18 protein-coding genes are annotated in these 17,444 nt (G+C 56.8%); 7 read left to right on the top strand and 11 right to left on the bottom strand.

Annotated elements, in window-relative coordinates; genetic code table 11:
* Window positions 1-2 precede the first annotated feature (2 nt).
* The 3 genes from mnmE to hemJ form a co-directional block, all read right to left on the bottom strand.
* Window positions 3-1,283 carry a tRNA uridine-5-carboxymethylaminomethyl(34) synthesis GTPase MnmE gene (mnmE, locus tag Q1B15_RS02540; protein ID WP_299749675.1) on the bottom strand — a complete coding sequence of 427 codons (1,281 nt, stop codon included), beginning with the start codon at window positions 1,281-1,283 and terminating at the stop codon, window positions 3-5.
* Between the two features lie 31 nt (window positions 1,284-1,314).
* Window positions 1,315-2,583 (bottom strand): transcription termination factor Rho, encoded by a 1,269-nt coding sequence (gene rho / locus Q1B15_RS02545; protein WP_299749678.1) that lies wholly within the window; start codon window positions 2,581-2,583, stop codon window positions 1,315-1,317.
* Window positions 2,584-2,701: 118 nt separating this feature from the next.
* The gene (gene hemJ, locus Q1B15_RS02550; protein WP_299749681.1) at window positions 2,702-3,154 is read right to left on the bottom strand and encodes a protoporphyrinogen oxidase HemJ; all 453 of its coding nucleotides are present in this window, start codon (window positions 3,152-3,154) and stop codon (window positions 2,702-2,704) included.
* A gap of 406 nt (window positions 3,155-3,560) precedes the next feature.
* On the opposite strand from hemJ, the gene Q1B15_RS02555 reads away from it, so the two are divergent.
* Genes Q1B15_RS02555 through dnaQ form a run of 4 tightly spaced genes read left to right on the top strand, consistent with a single transcriptional unit; the run spans window position 3,561 to window position 6,268 of the window.
* The gene (locus Q1B15_RS02555) at window positions 3,561-4,157 is read left to right on the top strand and encodes a Maf family nucleotide pyrophosphatase (protein WP_299749684.1); all 597 of its coding nucleotides are present in this window, start codon (window positions 3,561-3,563) and stop codon (window positions 4,155-4,157) included.
* The gene (locus Q1B15_RS02560; RefSeq protein WP_299749687.1) at window positions 4,154-4,987 is read left to right on the top strand and encodes a shikimate dehydrogenase; all 834 of its coding nucleotides are present in this window, start codon (window positions 4,154-4,156) and stop codon (window positions 4,985-4,987) included. Before Q1B15_RS02555 ends, Q1B15_RS02560 begins: the two co-directional genes overlap by 4 nt.
* On the top strand, window positions 4,984-5,583 hold the full coding sequence (coaE, locus tag Q1B15_RS02565) for a dephospho-CoA kinase (RefSeq protein ID WP_299749690.1): 600 nt from the start codon (window positions 4,984-4,986) through the stop codon (window positions 5,581-5,583). Before Q1B15_RS02560 ends, coaE begins: the two co-directional genes overlap by 4 nt.
* A complete protein-coding gene (gene dnaQ, locus Q1B15_RS02570) occupies window positions 5,576-6,268 on the top strand; it encodes a DNA polymerase III subunit epsilon (protein WP_299749693.1) in 693 nt (230 codons plus the stop codon). The genes coaE and dnaQ overlap by 8 nt, the downstream gene beginning before the upstream one ends.
* On the opposite strand, the gene secB is transcribed toward dnaQ, so the two are convergent.
* A complete protein-coding gene (gene secB, locus Q1B15_RS02575) occupies window positions 6,261-6,767 on the bottom strand; it encodes a protein-export chaperone SecB (protein ID WP_299749696.1) in 507 nt (168 codons plus the stop codon). The two genes, dnaQ and secB, sit on opposite strands and share 8 nt — an antisense overlap.
* A gap of 61 nt (window positions 6,768-6,828) precedes the next feature.
* Window positions 6,829-7,296 (bottom strand): FxsA family protein, encoded by a 468-nt coding sequence (locus Q1B15_RS02580; protein ID WP_299749699.1) that lies wholly within the window; start codon window positions 7,294-7,296, stop codon window positions 6,829-6,831.
* 105 nt (window positions 7,297-7,401) lie between these two features.
* Here Q1B15_RS02580 and Q1B15_RS02585 point away from each other — a divergent pair, with 105 nt between their 5' ends.
* The 3 genes from Q1B15_RS02585 to Q1B15_RS02595 are packed head-to-tail and all read left to right on the top strand — an operon-like array spanning window position 7,402 to window position 9,674.
* Window positions 7,402-8,064, top strand: a complete 663-nt coding sequence (locus Q1B15_RS02585) for a Tim44/TimA family putative adaptor protein (protein ID WP_299749702.1) — start codon at window positions 7,402-7,404, stop codon at window positions 8,062-8,064.
* On the top strand, window positions 8,064-9,074 hold the full coding sequence (locus Q1B15_RS02590; RefSeq protein ID WP_299749704.1) for an MltA domain-containing protein: 1,011 nt from the start codon (window positions 8,064-8,066) through the stop codon (window positions 9,072-9,074). Before Q1B15_RS02585 ends, Q1B15_RS02590 begins: the two co-directional genes overlap by 1 nt.
* 3 nt (window positions 9,075-9,077) lie before the next feature.
* Window positions 9,078-9,674, top strand: coding sequence for a Smr/MutS family protein (locus tag Q1B15_RS02595; RefSeq protein ID WP_299749707.1), 597 nt, complete (start codon window positions 9,078-9,080; stop codon window positions 9,672-9,674).
* Here the strand turns inward: Q1B15_RS02595 and Q1B15_RS02600 are convergent.
* The 6 genes from Q1B15_RS02600 to addA all read right to left on the bottom strand — a co-directional run.
* Entirely contained in the window at window positions 9,660-10,880 is a 1,221-nt protein-coding gene (locus Q1B15_RS02600; RefSeq protein ID WP_299749710.1) for an MFS transporter, read from the bottom strand. The genes Q1B15_RS02595 and Q1B15_RS02600 overlap by 15 nt on opposite strands.
* A 1,008-nt stretch (window positions 10,881-11,888) precedes the next feature.
* Entirely contained in the window at window positions 11,889-12,242 is a 354-nt protein-coding gene (locus tag Q1B15_RS02605; protein ID WP_299749713.1) for an endonuclease/exonuclease/phosphatase family protein, read from the bottom strand.
* A gap of 437 nt (window positions 12,243-12,679) precedes the next feature.
* Window positions 12,680-13,987 carry an ATP-dependent protease ATPase subunit HslU gene (hslU, locus tag Q1B15_RS02610; protein WP_299749716.1) on the bottom strand — a complete coding sequence of 436 codons (1,308 nt, stop codon included), beginning with the start codon at window positions 13,985-13,987 and terminating at the stop codon, window positions 12,680-12,682.
* On the bottom strand, window positions 13,984-14,541 hold the full coding sequence (gene hslV / locus Q1B15_RS02615) for an ATP-dependent protease subunit HslV (RefSeq protein ID WP_299749719.1): 558 nt from the start codon (window positions 14,539-14,541) through the stop codon (window positions 13,984-13,986). Before hslV ends, hslU begins: the two co-directional genes overlap by 4 nt.
* A 149-nt stretch (window positions 14,542-14,690) precedes the next feature.
* Window positions 14,691-15,011, bottom strand: coding sequence for a thioredoxin (gene trxA / locus Q1B15_RS02620; RefSeq protein ID WP_299749722.1), 321 nt, complete (start codon window positions 15,009-15,011; stop codon window positions 14,691-14,693).
* A gap of 56 nt (window positions 15,012-15,067) precedes the next feature.
* A partial coding sequence (gene addA / locus Q1B15_RS02625; protein ID WP_299749725.1) for a double-strand break repair helicase AddA occupies window positions 15,068-17,444 on the bottom strand: 2,377 nt, incomplete at its 5' end.

Below are 17,444 nucleotides of genomic sequence, written 5' to 3' on the forward strand. Positions count from 1 at the left end.
CCCTATTTGCCGATACAAAAACTCGAAAAGATCTCGTCTAGGATATGCTCTACATCCACACGTCCGACAAGAGCGTCAAGTGCGCGCACAGCAGATCGCAGATCTTCCGCGATGAACTCTGCGAGCTCCGGAGAAGATGCCAGATGCGCCCTCGCATGGTCGAGAGCGTCTGCCGCGACCTGCATAGCGATGCGGTGGCGGTCCCGAATTGCTATTCCGGACTCAGACGCCCGTGTCTGAAAAACGCCCGCGACGCGAGATAGTAAGGCATCCACCCCAACCCCGCTCACGGCTGATACATGCCCGGCGTCGTTCACGTCAGCCTTTGTAACAAGAACAATATCATCGCCGAAAGGATCCATAGATGGTGGTTCATCGAAGCGTGATAACAAGATGATGCGTAAGTCGGCCGACTTTGCGCGAGCGCGTGCGCGCTCAATCCCAAGCGATTCTACAACGTCCTCGGTGACTCTCAGGCCCGCTGTGTCGAGGAACGTGACTGGCAGGCCCTTGAGATCCATGTGGACTTCGATCACATCGCGTGTGGTTCCGGCAATGTCGGAGGTGATAGCCGCATCTCTGCCCGCCAAAGCGTTCAACAGCGATGACTTTCCAACATTTGGGGGCCCCACGATCGCAACTTCGAAACCGTCCCGGATACGCTCGGCTACAGCAACGCCTGCGATCTCCTTGTTCAGCTCCGCCCAAACTGCACTCAACAAAGCCACAACCTCTGGCGTAACATCAACCGGTACGTCTTCGTCGGCGAAATCAATCGTCGCCTCGATCAAAGCGGCCGCGCGAATAAGTTGAGATCGCCACCCTTCAACCTTCTCCCCCAAAGCGCCGGAGAGGACACGGAGAGCCTGGCGTCTTTGCGCTTCGGTTTCGGCTTCAATGAGATCCGACAGGCCCTCGACTTGGGCAATATCGAGGCGTTCGTTTTCGAGGGCGCGCCGTGTGAACTCGCCAGCCACCGCATGCCGTAGCCCGGAGAGCTTCGAAAGCGCCCGTAGAACGGCGTTGATCGTCGCTGTGGCGCCATGGAGGTGCAGTTCGGCTATGTCTTCTCCCGTGAAGCTGTGGGGGCCGGGGAAAGTTAGAACAAGCGCTTCGTCCAAGACGATGCCTTCGAAACGTAGGGTGCGGAGGACTGCCGTGCGGGGCGACGCTGGCAGAGCGGCAAGCTGCGACACAGCGTTAAACGCATCCAGTCCCGAGATGCGGATCACAGCTACGCCAGATTTCCCCCGCGCAGAAGCGACGGCAAATATCGTATCCATCTCACTTAACCCACTGATTTATTTCAGTAAATTACGTGTTCATCGAATCGAAGAAGTCGGCGTTTGTTTTCGTCTGCTTCAACTTAGAGATCAGGAATTCGATCGCGTCTGTGGTGCCCATAGGATTGAGGATACGGCGCAGTACGAATGTTTTGGCCAGATCGCCTTTGTCAACGAGAAGCTCCTCTTTCCGGGTGCCGGACTTGAGAATATCCATCGCTGGATAGACCCGCTTGTCTGCGACTTTGCGATCAAGAACGATTTCGCAGTTGCCGGTACCTTTGAACTCTTCGAAGATGACTTCGTCCATGCGGCTACCCGTGTCGATCAGCGCGGTCGCAATGATCGTGAGTGAGCCGCCTTCTTCGATATTCCGGGCAGCACCAAAGAAACGCTTGGGGCGCTGGAGCGCATTGGCGTCCACTCCCCCTGTCAAAACCTTACCGGAGGACGGCACCACCGTGTTGAAGGCACGGCCCAGACGCGTGATCGAGTCGAGAAGAATAACCACGTCGCGCTTGTGTTCAACCAGGCGCTTGGCCTTCTCGATGACCATCTCAGATACCGCTACGTGGCGGGTCGCTGGCTCGTCGAAGGTGGAGGAAACGACTTCGCCCTTCACCGAGCGCTGCATGTCTGTGACTTCTTCAGGACGTTCATCAATCAGAAGTACGATGAGGTAAATCTCGGGATAATTAACCTCGATGGACCTTGCGATGTTCTGCAAAAGGACAGTTTTACCGGTGCGCGGTTGTGCAACGATCAGGCAACGCTGCCCTTTTCCAATCGGGGCGACCAGGTCAATAATCCGCGCGGAGCGGTCCTTGATCGTTGGATCCTCAATCTCCATCTTAAGGCGCTCATCAGGATAAAGCGGCGTCAGGTTATCAAAGCTGACTTTATGACGGGCCTTCTCGGGATCCTCGAAGTTAATCTTTTCGACCTTAGTGAGCGCAAAGTAGCGTTCGCTGTCGTTCGGGTCCCGGATGACGCCCTCTACGGTATCGCCAGTCCGCAAAGAAAACTGACGAATCATTTCGGGTGAAACATAGATATCGTCCGGCCCCGGCAGGTAGTTCGCCTCGGGGGACCGCAGAAATCCAAAACCGTCCTGAAGGACCTCAAGTACACCGTCTCCGCCAATCACCCATTCTTCATCAGCGCGCTCTTTTAGGATCGAGAACATCATCTCGCCCTTGCGCATCGTAGAAGCGTTTTCGATCTCAAGCTCTTCTGCTATGGAGAGGAGCTCTTTTGGAGATTGGATTTTGAGATCGGCGAGATTCAAACGGTCGGACATGGAAACCTTTCGGACAGGCAGCGGGCCCGCGGATAATTTAAGTGTATGGAAAGCGCAAAAGCGACCAGGACGGCCACAAAGATGATTTAGGGCGTGCCATCGTTTGAGTCAACTGATCTCAGGCAGGCTGCACAATGACCATAATAACAATAATAATCAAAAGCAGCGTCGGGACTTCGTTCATAATGCGATAATGGCGGCCCGGTGTCTCGTTTTTCCCCGCTTCGAATGCTTTCCGGCTTTTGGCACACCAGATATGGAACCAGGTCATCCCAAGCACCGCGAGCATTTTGACCCAAGGCCAGAATTGGGACCAGTCGACACGGTCTGGCGTTGCAACCATGAGGAGCCCAAATGTCCAGGCAGCGATCATTGACGGGGTCATAATGGCTCGTAAAAGACGACGCTCCATCGTCATGAACAGCATATGTGTTTCGCCGGCCTGACCGACGACTTCAGCGTGATAAACAAAGAGGCGTGGTAAATAGAAAAGCCCAGCCATCCAGGCGGTCACTGAAATCACATGAAGGGCCTTCACCCAGGGGTAAATGTTTTGCAGTACCTCGATCATTATTTCTCTTAGCCCGGCCTCTCTTCTATTAATATAGTATAAAGAAAGAAAAGGATGATGTGGATTGTAAGGCCAGTGGATACCGTGGATTATTTTACTGTCCTATGACTTATCCCGCTTCGGATAAATCTTTCGAGGGGAGAAAGAAGCGTGGAAAAGTAAAAAATTAGAGTTTTTTAACAAACACTTAGAGATAAGACGGGAACGAGCCTCTGTTGATAACTCTTGGACAGAATCCGTGAACGCATTCTAATCACAGCCAGGATCTTGCCGTTTTGCACAGGGAACAAGATCTGGTAGAATTTCCCGGCACTTGCCAAGGCCGTGGGTAGAATGCGACGAGGGATGAAATCCACAATTCTATACCCACACTCACGCACAGGCTTACCCACATGGCCATTCACATATGACTCATCTGATTCTAGCGTCGGCGTCAGAAATCCGGGCCAAGCTTTTGCGAAATGCCGGGCTTGAAATTGAAGCGATTGCTGCACGCGTTGATGAAGACGCGATCAAGGCGTCCTTATTGGCGGAAGACGCGAAGCCTAGGGATGTGGCTGATATGCTTGCGGAAGCGAAAGCGCGCAAAATTGCATCCAAGGGGGCCAGCGGCCTGGTTCTTGGATGTGATCAGGTCCTTGAGTTTGAGGGGCGTGTAGTCTCGAAATCAAAGACGTCCGAAGCCGCCTTGGGTCTTCTCAAGGAGATGCGAGGCAAGCGACACAGTTTGCTGTCGGCCGCCGTGGTCTACGAGGGCGATAAGCCTGTGTGGCGGCATGTCGGGCAAGCTCGGTTGTTGATGCGGGATGCTTCGGATCAGTATCTTAAGGAGTATGTCGCGCGGAATTGGAAAAGCATTCGCCATTCTGTGGGGGGCTATAGGCTAGAAGAAGAGGGTGTGCGGCTGATGAGCCGTATAGAGGGCGATTACTTCACTGTTCTTGGGCTGCCGCTTGTTGAGCTCTTGTCCTATCTGAATTTGCGCGGCACCTTACCCAGATGACAGATCAACGAATACCTCTCGCCGGGGTGATTGGCTCACCGATTGCGCATTCCAAATCGCCGAAGCTGCATAGCTATTGGCTTAACCGTTACGGGCTGAGCGGTTACTATGTACCGATGGACATCGCAGCAGATAGTCTGGAAGAAACGCTGCGGGCGCTGCCGAAAGCTGGCTTTGTCGGGCTGAACGTGACAATTCCCCACAAAGAGCGCGTTTTGGCGATTGCCGACTTGGTGACGGACCGGGCGGCCTTGATGGGAGCAGCCAACACGCTTATTTTCCGCAAAGACGGGAAAATTCACGCGGATAATACTGACGGGTACGGGTTCATCGAAAATCTGCGCCAAGGGGCCCCCGCATGGGATCCGACGTCTGGGCCTGCGGCGGTTATTGGTGCGGGAGGAGCCGCGCGGGCGGTTGTGGCAGCCTTGCTCGATGCGGGAGTGCCCGAGGTTTACCTATCAAATCGAACAAAGACGCGGGCGGAGGCGTTGCGGCAGGAGTTCGGCGTCAAAATCCAAGTGTGCGATTGGGTTCAGGCCGGCAATATGCTTGAGGGGGCCGCAACGGTTGTGAATACGTCATCGCTTGGCATGGTCGGCAAGCCCGAAATGCGGATCCCGCTGGACGGGCTGTCGTCTGATGCGGTTGTCACGGACCTTGTTTATACGCCCCTTGAGACCAAGCTTTTGTCAGAGGCCCGCAAGAAGGGCTGTACGACCGTCGATGGGCTGGGGATGCTGTTGCACCAGGCCGCGCCGGGGTTTGAGCGCTGGTTTGGTGTGCGCCCGGATGTGGATGAGGCCGCGCGGCAAGCGGTGCTGTCGTGAACCGCCCGGTTGTGATTGGGCTGACGGGCTCGATCGGCATGGGGAAATCAACGACATCCCAGATGTTTTATGATGAGGGCATTCCGGTCTGGAGTGCGGATGATGCGGTACATCGGCTGTATGGTTTGGGCGGTGCGGCGGTGAGCCTTATTGCCAAGGTATTCCCGGATGCTGTGCGCGAAGGATCTGTGGATCGTGCAGTTTTGTGCGACAAGATCGCGGCCGAACCGGAGGCGTTGAGCCAAATTGAAGCGATTGTGCATCCACTCGTTGCGGCCGACCGTGCTGACTTTATAGCGAAGGCTGATGCAGGAATTATTTTGGTGGATGTGCCGCTACTTTTTGAAACCGGAGCGGTATCGGATGTTGATTATATTGTTGTTGTATCGACCCTGGAGGCCGATCAGCGAAAGCGGGTTTTGGAGCGTTCTGGGATGACCGAAGAAAAACTTGATCTTATTCTCTCGAAGCAAATGCCCGATTCTGAAAAACGATCGCGAGCGGACTTTGTGATTGAGACGACATCTCTTGAGGCAGCGCGCTTGGCTGTTCAGGATGTTTTGTCGGATATCAAAAACAGGCAGAGAAATGCGTGAGATCGTTCTTGATACTGAAACAACTGGATTTGATCCAAAAACCGGCGACCGGATTGTCGAGATAGGCGCTGTCGAGCTAATGCGACAGGTCCCGACGGGAAACACCTACCATCAATACATCAACCCAGAGCGATCGATGCCGGACGATGCATTCCAAGTGCATGGACTGGGCGACGATTTCCTAAGGGACAAGCCTGTATTCAAGGCAATTGCACAGGACTTCTTGGATTTCATCGGGGACGCGAAGCTGGTGATCCACAACGCGGCGTTCGACATGAAGTTTCTAAACGCAGAGCTTGGCTGGCTAGGCATGCCGACAATCCCATGGGAGCAAGCCGTCGACACTTTGGCTATTGCGCGGAAGAAATTTCCGGGCTCGCCTGCGTCGCTTGATGCGCTTTGTCGTCGGTACGGGATCGACAACGCGGCCCGAACACTTCACGGCGCGCTTTTGGACAGCGAAATTCTTGCGGAAGTCTATCTTGAGATGACCGGAGGGCGGCAGCCGGACTTTGGTCTGTCCACGGCAGAGTCTCATGAGAACTCATCGGCGTCGGTGGTAACAGAGCGCGTGCGCCAGCGTCCCGCGTCCCTGCCCTCGCGCCTGACGGAAGCAGAGAAATCCGCCCACGACGCACTTATTGACGGCATGGGCGAAAAGTCAGTTTGGTCGCGGTTTAGCTGACCTTTGGCGTCTCTGCGTCCGCAGCGGCCTGCGCCTGCTGCTTTTGTAGAACCGTTTGGCGATACAGAGCGATGAAGTCGATATTATCAAGATTCAGGGGCGGAAAGCCACCGTCGCGGGTCATGTCCGACACGATGCGGCGTACGAACGGGAACGTCATGCGCGGGCATTCGATCAGCAAGAACGGATGCAGCTGCTCTTCAGGGATGTTGTCGATCTTGAAGATACCGGAATACTCGATTTCGAGAACGAAAAGCGTTTCCGCACCATTCTTGTTCTTCGATGTAATGTTGTACTTTGAGATTACTTCGAACTGGCCTTCGCCGCGCTTGCGGGCATCAAGCGACACCTGAACTTGAATGTCGGGCTGAACTTCGCCCTCAATCGGTTTTTGCGAAAGAATGTTTTCGAAGGACAGATCGCGAATGTACTGTCCCAGGATTTTCATTTGTGGCGGCGTCGGTGCAGTGGTCGCAGCGCCGTTCTCGTTCTCGGCCATGGAATTCTCCGTTTGACGGTTTTTCAAATCGGACCCCCTTTACCAGAGGGTCAAGGGACCCTCAATGGTGCGTCCAGCCAGAGGGACCTTTTGGGCGGGGAGCATCGAGGTCTTCGTATTCGGCGTCAATCACGCCGGCCTCTTTTGGCGGGCTGGTGCGCGCGCCGTATTCGAAGCTTTGGACGTTGATCCGCGAGCGAACGGCTCGATACACGCCGCCACGGATCCCCGGAACAAGAAGCGCGAAGCCAACCGCATCTGTGAAAAAGCCGGGGGTTAGGAGAAGGGCGCCGGAGAACAGGATCATTGCCCCGTGCGCGAGGGGCTCGGTTGGATCGTTAAGTTCTTCGAAAGATCCGCGAACCTGATTTATGACCGCAAGCCCCTGGCTGCGGACCAGAAATGTGCCCAAAACTGCCGTAATGATCACGATCGCGAGGGTCGGAAATAGTCCGATCAATCCGCCGATCTGGATAAACAGAGCGATTTCAATGAGCGGTACGAGCAAAAATAGCAAAAACAGGCGCATTTGTTTCCCTTCGTCGCAGGGCCGCCGGTAGACGCGGCCCTTCTGTCACCCTACATATGTACTCTGACGCGCCGAAACCCAAGTCCTCGCACTTCGAGAGAAAAAATGAGCTCATCCTTGATCCAACTTCTTGTCCTTGCCGGAATTGCCGTTTTCCTTATTTTGCGGCTTCGCAGCGTGCTTGGCACGCGCGACGGCTTTGAAAAGCCCCCGGTGACCGGGCCAACCCCATCGCGGCGCTCTGGGCGTCCGGAATTTGACGTGATCGAGGGCGGTCCCGACCGTGACATCACCGATCACGTCGAAGACGGTTCGAGCAGCGCAAAAGCGCTGGCCGCCATGAAAATGGCCGAGCCCGGCTTTGGTGTCAGTAGCTTTCTTGAGGGCGCGCGCGGTGCTTACGAGATGATATTGATGGCATTTGAGCGTGGTGATTTGTCCGAAGTGCGCGACTTTCTGGGCGACGAGGTTGCCGAGACGTTTAAAGACGTAATTGATCGCCGCGAGGCCGAGGGCCTGACGATTGATGCAAGCTTCGTGGGTCTTCGTGAAATTGCGCTGAAATCGGCGGAATTTGATCGGGAGACATCCGAGGGTGAGGTGACGATCAAGTTCCTGGCAGAGCTTTCATCGGTTGTAAAAAACCGTGAAGGCGAGATCATCGAGGGCAACCCCAACGAGATCAAACGCCAACGGGATGTCTGGACGTTCTCGCGGAAAATGGGCGCCTCAGATCCCAACTGGCACTTGGTCGCGACCGGCGAGTGATGCGTGGACTTGGTGCAGGGCTTGCGCTCGCATTGATGGTGGGCACTGCTCAAGCCGATACGAAGACATTAAAGTGGTCCGATTTAGACGGCTGGGCGCGCGATGATCTTGTTCTCGCGCGTTCCGTCTTTCTGGAAACCTGCGGTGATCTGGATGCGGACTGGGCGATTGCCTGTAAGGGCGCGGCTGCTACAGGCTCGGCGCGCGCGTTCTTTGAGGCCGCATTTCAGCCGGTTCTGATTGGCGGAAATGAAGACGGGCTTTTTACAGGGTATTATGAGCCTGAGCTGAGGGGATCGCGCAACCAAACCGGCGCGTATCAATATCCCCTGCACCGGATTCCTGACGATATCCCGCGCGGCGCGCCTTGGCTATCACGGCAAGAGATTGAGACCTCGGGTGTTTTGGCCGGGCGTGGTTTGGAAATTGTATGGTTGGCCGATCCGGTTGAGAAATTTTTCCTTCAGGTGCAGGGCTCGGGCCGCATTCGTCTTGAGGACGAAAGCGTGGTTCGCGTTGGCTTTGGTGGCAGGAACGGCCATTCCTACCGGTCTGTCGGACGAGAAATGATTCGTCTTGGCATTTTTGAGGAACATGAGGCGTCAGCGCAGCGGATAAAGAGATGGGTGCGGGCAAATCCCCATAAGGGGCTGAAAATGCTTTGGCACAACCCCTCGTATATTTTCTTTCGCGAGATTGAAGGGCTGCACTATAGCAAAGGCCCGCTTGGGGCGATGAACCGGCCCATTACGGCCGGACGCTCGATTGCGATTGATCCCGATATTGTTCCGCTGGGCGCGCCGGTATGGCTTGAGAAAGACGGCGCAGAGCCTCTTCGCCGACTTATGGTCGCGCAAGATACCGGGTCGGCGATTGCAGGGGCGCAGAGGGCGGATATATTTTATGGGTCGGGGGATGAGGCGGGCGAAATTGCTGGCCGCATTCGGGATTCTGGTCGGATGATTGTTTTGTTGCCGTCTCAGCGTGCTCGCGCATTGGCGAGGAATTGAGCCGTGAAGCGGCGGTCGCCACGGGGACTTAACCCTGAGGAAAAAGACCTTTGGGAGAGGGTTGCGCGGACCGCGCGTCCGCTTGAGGGGCGGGATATGAAGCCTGTTTTGATCGTGCCGAAGGCAAAGAAGAAACCGGCGAGAGCGCCGGAGCGAAAGACGATTTCTCCTTTTGAGCTCGGGTCTGCAGGCACGGCAGTATCCCAAAACCACAGGCTTGCCCCTTCGGTTGGTGCGTCGCTTGATACGGCCCCCTTACGGATGGATCAAAAAACGTTTGGGCGAATGAAGCGCGGAAAGACCAAACCCGAGGCGCGGATCGATTTGCACGGGATGCGGCTTTCTGAGGCGCATGGAGCATTGAACGCATTTATTCACACGTCACATGCACGCGGCCGCCGTTTGGTTTTGGTCATTACCGGCAAAGGGCGCGTCACGAATGATGACGGCCCAATCCCGGTGCGTGCTGGCGTTTTGCGGCATCAGGTGCCGGACTGGCTGTCGCGTCCGCCCTTGGGCGCGTTGGTTTTACAGGTATCAGAAGCGCATCAACGGCATGGCGGTGGTGGCGCCTATTATGTCTATTTACGCCGCACCTAGGGCTTTCGTCGCGCGCTTCAGGGCGATCCACACCAAAATGTTCGCTATGAAGAAATACGCGGCAATCCCGAGCATCTGGTCGGGGAACGAGTAGCCGAAATCAATGAGCATGCCCGTAATGCCGGGGCCGATGGCTGAGCCAAACACCATTATGCTTGTAGAAACGGCCTTGATCGAACCGATGTGTCGGGTCCCAAAGAATTCTGCCCAGAATGTTGTGATTACGGTTGTCTGAACGCCCATCCCAATCCCGAAGAAAACGAATGACACGGAGGCCGCGGGGAGTGTCTTGGCGAAGGCGAGCAGGATGAAGCCGACCATCCACGGGAAAAGATAAACACGCATAATGCGTCCCGAGCCGACCCGGTCAATAAGCTGGCCCGCTGTTAGCGTCACGGTGATCGAGACGATGGTCAAAAGCGGGATCAATGCGAGATAGTCAAGAAGCGGCCAGCCCTTCACGCTTGCGATATGAACTTGCTGGAAAAAGAGGGCCGTACCCCATGACGGGGGGCCGAGAAGCATTGGCAGGATAAGCCAGAAAATGGGGGACTTCAGGACCTCCGGACGGGTCCAGTGCCGGTTATCCATGCCGGTCGTGGTGGCCGCGGCGGCAAGGGACTGGGGGGTGCGCTCAGCGGCCAGAAGACGAAGGATAACGGGGAAGGTTGCAAGCATAGCAATGGCGGCTATGACCCATATCCAGCGCCAGTCCATAAACACAAAGAGGACGGCGATGATCACAGGCAGAACCGCTTGGCCCACGGCAAATCCCATGGCAGAAATTGAGAGTGCTAAGCCGCGACGTCCGGCGAACCAGCGAGCCATCGAGACGGAGGCAAACTGGCTCATCATGCCCTGCCCTAACAAGCGGAGCAGGAAGATGATGACGATCAGCCCAACAAGCGTCGAGTTGGCGGCCATTGCAAGACAGACAAGCGCGAGGCCGGGAATGACGCCCCATGCCAGCGTGCGAACCCTATAGCTATCGGTCAGCGCACCGGCCCAGAACATCACGATGGCCGAAGCTGTGGTCGAGACGGTGTAGATACCGCCCCATTGTCCGTCAGTGAGGTTGTAGGCGGCCATGACCTGAGCTGCGAAGAGAGCGATGAAATAGGTTTGGCCGTAGGAAGACGAGAACGTCAGAAGGACTCCGGCGGACAACGGGCGGCGGTTTTCGCGCAAGAAAGATGCGAGAGACATGCTGGGTGTTTCTGCCTGTTTCTGGAGAATGAAAAGTGTTGAATGTGCAAGGTCTGGTGTGTTGGGCGCGGCCTCCGCAGCGCAATGTGAGGCCTGGCTTTAAGAAAAAAGGATTTTGGACAGGACAGGATGTCGGTGTCGCGTCGGTATTCAGGGGATAGCGGCGCGAGCGGCCGCTCTGTGAAGGGCGGCTTAGCGACCGAAGCGGTGGACCAAGGACGTTGATCGCCAGGCCAGTCACCAAAAGAGCGGCGGCAAGGAATTTCCAGAATCGGAGCGACCCTCAAAGGACGAGGGTGGATAAAAAAGGGCCGACAACGGCGACCAGAAGCGCGAAGGGTATGACTGTTGCGGAGGAGAATTGCGCCAATCGCGAGCTCCCGATGGTGACGCTAAGCCAGGCGCTGACATAGATGATATAGGCAAGGTCTGCGACCCCCGGTGGCTGGATGCTTGAAAAGGACGCAATCATCGGCACCGGTCCTTAGGCGGCAATAGACAGCGCCAAAAGCGGAGGAAGTGTGACGAAACACCCCCAGACCACACCCGTCAGCATATCTTTAGGCCAGCCCTGCCCAGATCAGCTGAAAAACCGACGGCCTTTCCCCAAGAAAGAGAATCGCAAGTGCGATTGTGATGAAGGCGTGGACTGAAAGGATGAGGGACGTGAGGCCTGCGTACACGGTACTGAAGGGGAAACCGAGGTGTCCGATGAACATAAACGGTCCGAAGAGAACCAACCTCCGGAGGGGGGTTTTGGGCGGCTTAATGACGAGCAACGCAGGGAATGCAGCGAAAAAGAAACACAGCGCCGTGGCCAAAAGCGGGCGCAAATCGCGCAAAAGGCCTTCGATTGCGACCTAGGCGGTGGCCCAGATAGCAGCGACAAAGAACACTACGAGGATATGCGGGGGCATTATATCAGGACACAACGCTGCGGTTAGAGGATTGAGAAGGCTATCGGCCGGATTGTCGCATCAGGAAAACCAAAGGCTTTGCGTAGCCGCGTCACGAAATTGGAAGGGGAGACCAGACGTCAAGGATCAGCGCGCAATGGTCGGGGACTTCAGGTGAATAGAACGCTTTAAAACCGCCAATTTTTATCTTCTCGCTCACCAATAGGTAGTCCGCGAAGCGACCGGACTTTTTGTAAACCGCGATGCGTGTGCCGCTGAAGCCGTGCGCGGTGACGAGGTCATACAGGCGAGCCTCGGCGAGAATGTCGAGCGCATTGCTATCTTGTTCGACGTTGAAATCTCCGCAGACGACTAAGGCATCATTTGCCTCGGCGACGCTGGTTGCGAGGCCTATCAGGCGGTTGGCCTGCACCATTCTTTCCGCGGTATCGCTTTTTTGCGGCAAGGTCGCGTAATCCGTGCATGCGGGCGATGGCGACGGACGCGTTGAGCGCAAAGTCGTGGAGGCGGAGGGTGTGTGCGGATCGGACCCGCGGCAGATCACCTTACCCGCCTGATGAGAATGCCTTGAACACGAACGATTGGCGCTGGGCGATTATGCGAAGCGATATATGGATGAAGGTTGCGAGGCCCCCTTGGGAGGGGCTCTGACGTTTTCGTCCCAAAGGACGCCCTGGGCGGCCGGGCAGAAAATGACAACGTGATTGGGCAGCGCTGCGGCGAAACCGGGGAAGAAGGTGGCGCGCTGCGCTAAGGCGTGGGTGCCATCGCGGTAGGTCAGCCAGTTTTGCCAGTTTCCGGGGAGCGCACGACGTCTTGCGGGCAGAGGATGAGCCGGTCTTGAAGGTTGCCGCCCCATCCGTTGAAACACATGATTGGCATTTAGAGAACGTAGCGGCTTATATCCGCGTTAGCGGTGAGTTCGCCGAGGTTCTTGTCTACGAAGGACGCATCGACGGTGACGCTTTCACCACCGCGATCAGGGGCGTTGAAGCTAAGCTCTTCAAAGACGCGCTCGAGGACGGTGTAGAGGCGGCGTGCGCCGATGTTTTCGATCGACTGGTTTACGTCGGCTGCGATTTTTGCAAGCGCGGCAATGCCATCGTCGGTGAACGTGACGGTGACGCCCTCGGTGCCCATGAGGGCGGTGTATTGCAGGGTCAGCGCGTTGTCGGTTTCAGTGAGGATGCGGACGAAATCTTCTTCGGTGAGCGCGCGCAGGGTGACACGGATTGGCAGCCGGCCCTGAAGTTCAGGGAGAAGGTCGGATGGCTTGGCGATATGGAAGGCGCCGGATGCGATGAAGAGGATGTGGTCGGTTTTGACAGGTCCGTATTTCGTGCTGACGGTTGTGCCTTCTATCAGGGGCAAGAGGTCGCGCTGGACGCCTTCTCGGGAAACATCGGCACCGCGCGCTTCAGCGCGCGCGGTCACTTTGTCGATCTCATCAAGGAAGACAATCCCGTTTTGCTGAACCGCTTCAAGCGCTTGCTTCGTGACAGTTTCGTCGTCGAGAAGCTTATCAGCCTCCTCGCCGACAAGGATCTCGTAGCTTTGCGATACAGTCATTCGCTTCTTCACGGTCCGGCCGCCGAGGCCTTTGCCGAAAAGGGCGCCGAGATCCATACCTCCGCCCTGCCCTTGCGGCATGCCGGGGATTTCCATGCCCTGAAATGGATTGGATTGGTCGCGGAGCTGAAGCTCGATTATGGTGTCGTCCAGCTCACCGCGTTTGAGTTTATCGCGAAACATCTGGAGCGTTTGCTCGCGGGCGTTTTCGCCTGCAATGGCGGCGATGACGCGGGCTTCCGCAGCCTCGTGGGCGTTTGCCTTAACTTCATCCCGCATCAGGTCACGGGTCATGGTGATGGCGGCCTCGACAAGGTCTCGGATAATCTGCTCGACATCACGGCCGACGTAACCAACTTCGGTGAACTTAGTGGCCTCGACCTTAAGGAACGGCGCCTTCGTGAGCTTGGCAAGGCGGCGGGAGATCTCGGTTTTGCCGACGCCCGTGGGGCCGATCATCAGGATATTCTTCGGATAAACTTCGTCGCGAAGATCATCGCCAAGCTGCTTGCGGCGCCAGCGATTGCGCAGGGCGACGGCGACAGCGCGTTTCGCGTCACTTTGGCCGATGATGTAGCGGTCGAGCTCGGAGACGATCTCGCGGGGGGTCAGGTCGGTCATTTGGGCAGGCTTTCCACGGTCAGGTTGCCGTTGGTGTAAACGCAGATGTCAGAGGCGATCGCCATGGCTTTGCGGGCGATGGTTTCGGCGTTCATGTCGCTATCCATGAGGGCGCGGCCGGCGGCCAGCGCATAGTTCCCGCCGGAACCGATGGCGGTGACGTCGTGTTCGGGTTCAAGCACGTCCCCTGCCCCGGTCACGACGTAAAGCTCAGTTCCGTCGGTGACGATGAGCATCGCCTCGAGTTTCTGGAGGTATTTGTCTGTACGCCAGTCTTTAGCAAGCTCGACCGCGGCACGCTGAAGCTGGCCGGGTGTTGCTTCAAGCTTGACTTCGAGGCGCTCTAGAAGCGTGAAGGCGTCGGCAGTGGATCCGGCGAATCCGGCGATGATGTCGTAGCCGCCAGGGCTGAGTTTGCGGACCTTCTTGGCGGTTCCCTTGATGACGGTCTGGCCAAGGCTGACCTGGCCGTCACCCGCGATGACGACTTCGCCGCCCTTACGGACGCCGATTATCGTGGTGCCATGCCAGCCGGGGAATTGGTCGTCGGCCATGGGTGCCTCCTGCCTGTCGAGTTCGAATGTATATGATTGCCTGGTGCGGGGACTGCAAGGTTTTGGGGCCTTGCTGGAGTATTTGGATGGGTAAGCCATGAAAAAGGCCGCCTGACTGGGCGGCCTGGTTCGATGGCTTTGTCGTAGGCTCAGACTGACTCGTCGATCCAGCTCTTTAAGGCTGCCTTAGGGGCCGCGCCGGTTTTGTTCGAGACGACTTCGCCGTTTTTGAACAGAAAAAGCGCTGGAATGCCGCGAACGCCAAGCTGTGCGGGCGAGTTCGGGTTTTCATCGACGTTCACCTTGGCGATTTTGATGTTACCGCCATATTCCTCGGATAGCTCTTCCAGAGCCGGGCCGATCATCTTGCAAGGACCGCACCATTCGGCCCAAAAGTCTACAACAACCGGGACGTCCGACTGGCGGACCTCGGCGTCGAATGTATCGTCTGTGACGGCGATGGTAGCCATGTCTGTCTCCTTGGCAGCAGGTAAGGGTGCGAACCTAAGAAGCCTTGTGGCCGAGGTCAAGATGTAGTGGCGCGTGCAAGGGATTGCCTCACGATGCCGTGTGGGAGGTCCATAAGTAACGGGGCCGCTGTCCAGAGGATCGCAAGGTCGATCTGGCGATCTGGATAGATCTGCTCAAGGGCCTCAAGGTAGGCGGCCATCTGCCGAAGCAGACCTTCAGGCGTGTCTTCTGGCGTATTTGGGATGCCTCGATTGGTTTTGAAGTCGACAGCGAGAACGCGATCCGGAGTGATGACGAGACGATCAATGGTGCCGCCGAGGGCGCGATCCAAAGTTGGGAGCTGGGCGGTCACGTCGACCTCGGGCAGTGTCGTGTCGGCGAAGATTTCGGGGAAAGCCCGCATGGCTTGGCGGGCTTCGTCGAGGAGGCCGGTAGGATCGGCGACGTCTGGCAGAAGTTGGCGGGTGGCGGCATTCCAGCTATCTTCCGGAATCTGCGGCAATGTTTCGAGCAGGAGGTGGATGTGCGTCCCTCGCTGCATCGCGGCTTCTGTATCCGCTTCGTCGCTGTCACCGGCAATGACTTTGGCGCCACCGAGATCGCTTGGAGTAATGGGATTTGCGTGTGCGGCCGGCGTATTCACGGGGGTATGATAAACCGGTGACACCAAGGTGTCGTTGGTCTCTATATAGGGACTTTTAGCCATTTTATGTAAGGGCCACACCCCATGTTCGAGGCGAAGTATCTCTGAGCCATCGCTGTCTTTTGTGCGGCTTGCGCCCGCCGCAATGAGACCGTCCTTGACTGTTTGGTGCCAGCGGTTGTCGCCTTCGCCATGGCTTTTTTCGACGCCGCCGACAATGAGCCAGCTTTTGGCGCGGGTCATTGCAACGTAGAGGAGACGCTGCCTCTCTTCGGCGTCGGCTGCCTTTTGGATGTCCTTCGCGACCCTAACTGAATCGGGCGCAAGGTCTTGTGAAACGTTCCAGATTGGCATGTCAGAAGAGTCGGTAAGGAATGTGCCCCTGGAAATGCGGTCGTCCCGCATGGTGTCCGGCAAGATCACAATTGGCGCTTCGAGGCCTTTCGCGCCATGGACAGTCATTACCCGAATGAGGCCTCCGGAGGTGTCAGATTGACGCTTTATCTCAACATCATTTGCGCTGGCGCAGACGAGAAAGCCAGTAAGGCTTGGCACGCCCTTTTGTTCGTAGGCAAGCGCCTGATTGAGCAACTCGTTGATGCCGTCTTCCGCTTCGGGGCCGAGGCGGGCCATCAGAGCCTTTCGGCCGCCGTGCCGGGTCAGGATAAGTTCGAGAAGTTCGAATGGGCGTTGAAAGTCCGCGTCCTTGCGTAGCTGATCCAGCCGGGAGTGGGTGTTTGGGTGGTCTTCTTTGCGTTCACGCAAGGCTTGCCAAAGGTAGCCTTTACGCGGGTGGGCGAGGGTGTAGAGGTCTTGCTCGCTCCAGCTGAAAAGGGGCGAACGCAGTGCAGTCGCAAGAGCGAGGTCGTCCTCTGGGAGGGCAAGGAACGACAAGAGGGACAACAAATCGCGCACCGCAAGCTCTGCGCTGACCTTAAGGCGATCAGCTCCGGCGATTGGGAGGTTGGCGAGCTTGCAAGCGGAAATTATGTTGTCAAAAAGTGCGCCGCGGCCCTGGACGAGGATTAGGACGTCACCCGCTGTGGCCGGGCGAATATTGCCACTTTCATCTTGTATAGAGACTGTTTCTGTAAGATCCTTGATCTTGATCGCGATACGCTCCGCAAGCTTAACGGTCGGTGAGTCAGACGAGAGACGGTCGACTGGATCATGCCATGAAAGGTCTTCGGGCTTGTCTGGAAGGGGCTGGAGATCCCAAAGATCGACGCGGCCAGGGAAGTCTGCATTAAACGCTTTGTGTTCAACTTTGCTGCCAAGCCCGTCGGAGGCTGTTTGAAATGTCGCATCGACAGCGCGAAGGATCGCGGGGGAAGAGCGGAAGGAATAGACGAGATCTTCGCGGGCAAGCTGACCAGCGTTCTTAAGCTTCTCGGCGAACTCTTCGGCAGTTGTGTCGAAGCGCTGAGCGTCAGCGCCCTGGAAGCTATAAATTGACTGCTTTTTATCGCCGACGACGAAGATTGTCCTGGGCCGGTCGGCGTGCGCGCCCTCGCCAGCAGTGATTTCTGCGGAAAGCGCTTTGATGACCTGCCATTGAGCGGGGCTCGTGTCTTGCGCCTCGTCGACGAGAATGTGGTCGATGCCGCCGTCCAGGCGGTAAAGGACCCATGCGAGACCTTCGTCGGCGAGAAGATCACGGGCCTTGGTGATGAGGTCGTCAAAATCGAGGACTCCGCGCGCGTTTTTCTCGGCGGTGTAAGCCGGAATGAGGTCGGCCGCGAAGGCGTGGAGAGCGTGGGTTTTTCCAGCGGCCTCGAAGGCGATCCGC

It is taken from the genome of uncultured Boseongicola sp. (assembly GCF_937988555.1).
Classification (GTDB): domain Bacteria; phylum Pseudomonadota; class Alphaproteobacteria; order Rhodobacterales; family Rhodobacteraceae; genus Boseongicola.

Excerpts from the sequence above, each read along its gene's own strand:
- mnmE (WP_299749675.1), bottom strand. The coding sequence starts at position 1,283 with ATGGATACGATATTTGCCGTCGCTTCTGCGCGGGGGAAATCTGGCGTA.
- rho (WP_299749678.1), bottom strand. The coding sequence starts at position 2,583 with ATGTCCGACCGTTTGAATCTCGCCGATCTCAAAATCCAATCTCCAAAA.
- hemJ (WP_299749681.1), bottom strand. The coding sequence starts at position 3,154 with ATGATCGAGGTACTGCAAAACATTTACCCCTGGGTGAAGGCCCTTCAT.
- Q1B15_RS02555 (WP_299749684.1), top strand. The coding sequence starts at position 3,561 with ATGACTCATCTGATTCTAGCGTCGGCGTCAGAAATCCGGGCCAAGCTT.
- Q1B15_RS02560 (WP_299749687.1), top strand. The coding sequence starts at position 4,154 with ATGACAGATCAACGAATACCTCTCGCCGGGGTGATTGGCTCACCGATT.
- dnaQ (WP_299749693.1), top strand. The coding sequence starts at position 5,576 with ATGCGTGAGATCGTTCTTGATACTGAAACAACTGGATTTGATCCAAAA.
- secB (WP_299749696.1), bottom strand. The coding sequence starts at position 6,767 with ATGGCCGAGAACGAGAACGGCGCTGCGACCACTGCACCGACGCCGCCA.
- Q1B15_RS02580 (WP_299749699.1), bottom strand. The coding sequence starts at position 7,296 with ATGCGCCTGTTTTTGCTATTTTTGCTCGTACCGCTCATTGAAATCGCT.
- Q1B15_RS02585 (WP_299749702.1), top strand. The coding sequence starts at position 7,402 with ATGAGCTCATCCTTGATCCAACTTCTTGTCCTTGCCGGAATTGCCGTT.
- Q1B15_RS02590 (WP_299749704.1), top strand. The coding sequence starts at position 8,064 with ATGCGTGGACTTGGTGCAGGGCTTGCGCTCGCATTGATGGTGGGCACT.
- Q1B15_RS02600 (WP_299749710.1), bottom strand. The coding sequence starts at position 10,880 with ATGTCTCTCGCATCTTTCTTGCGCGAAAACCGCCGCCCGTTGTCCGCC.
- hslU (WP_299749716.1), bottom strand. The coding sequence starts at position 13,987 with ATGACCGACCTGACCCCCCGCGAGATCGTCTCCGAGCTCGACCGCTAC.
- hslV (WP_299749719.1), bottom strand. The coding sequence starts at position 14,541 with ATGGCCGACGACCAATTCCCCGGCTGGCATGGCACCACGATAATCGGC.
- trxA (WP_299749722.1), bottom strand. The coding sequence starts at position 15,011 with ATGGCTACCATCGCCGTCACAGACGATACATTCGACGCCGAGGTCCGC.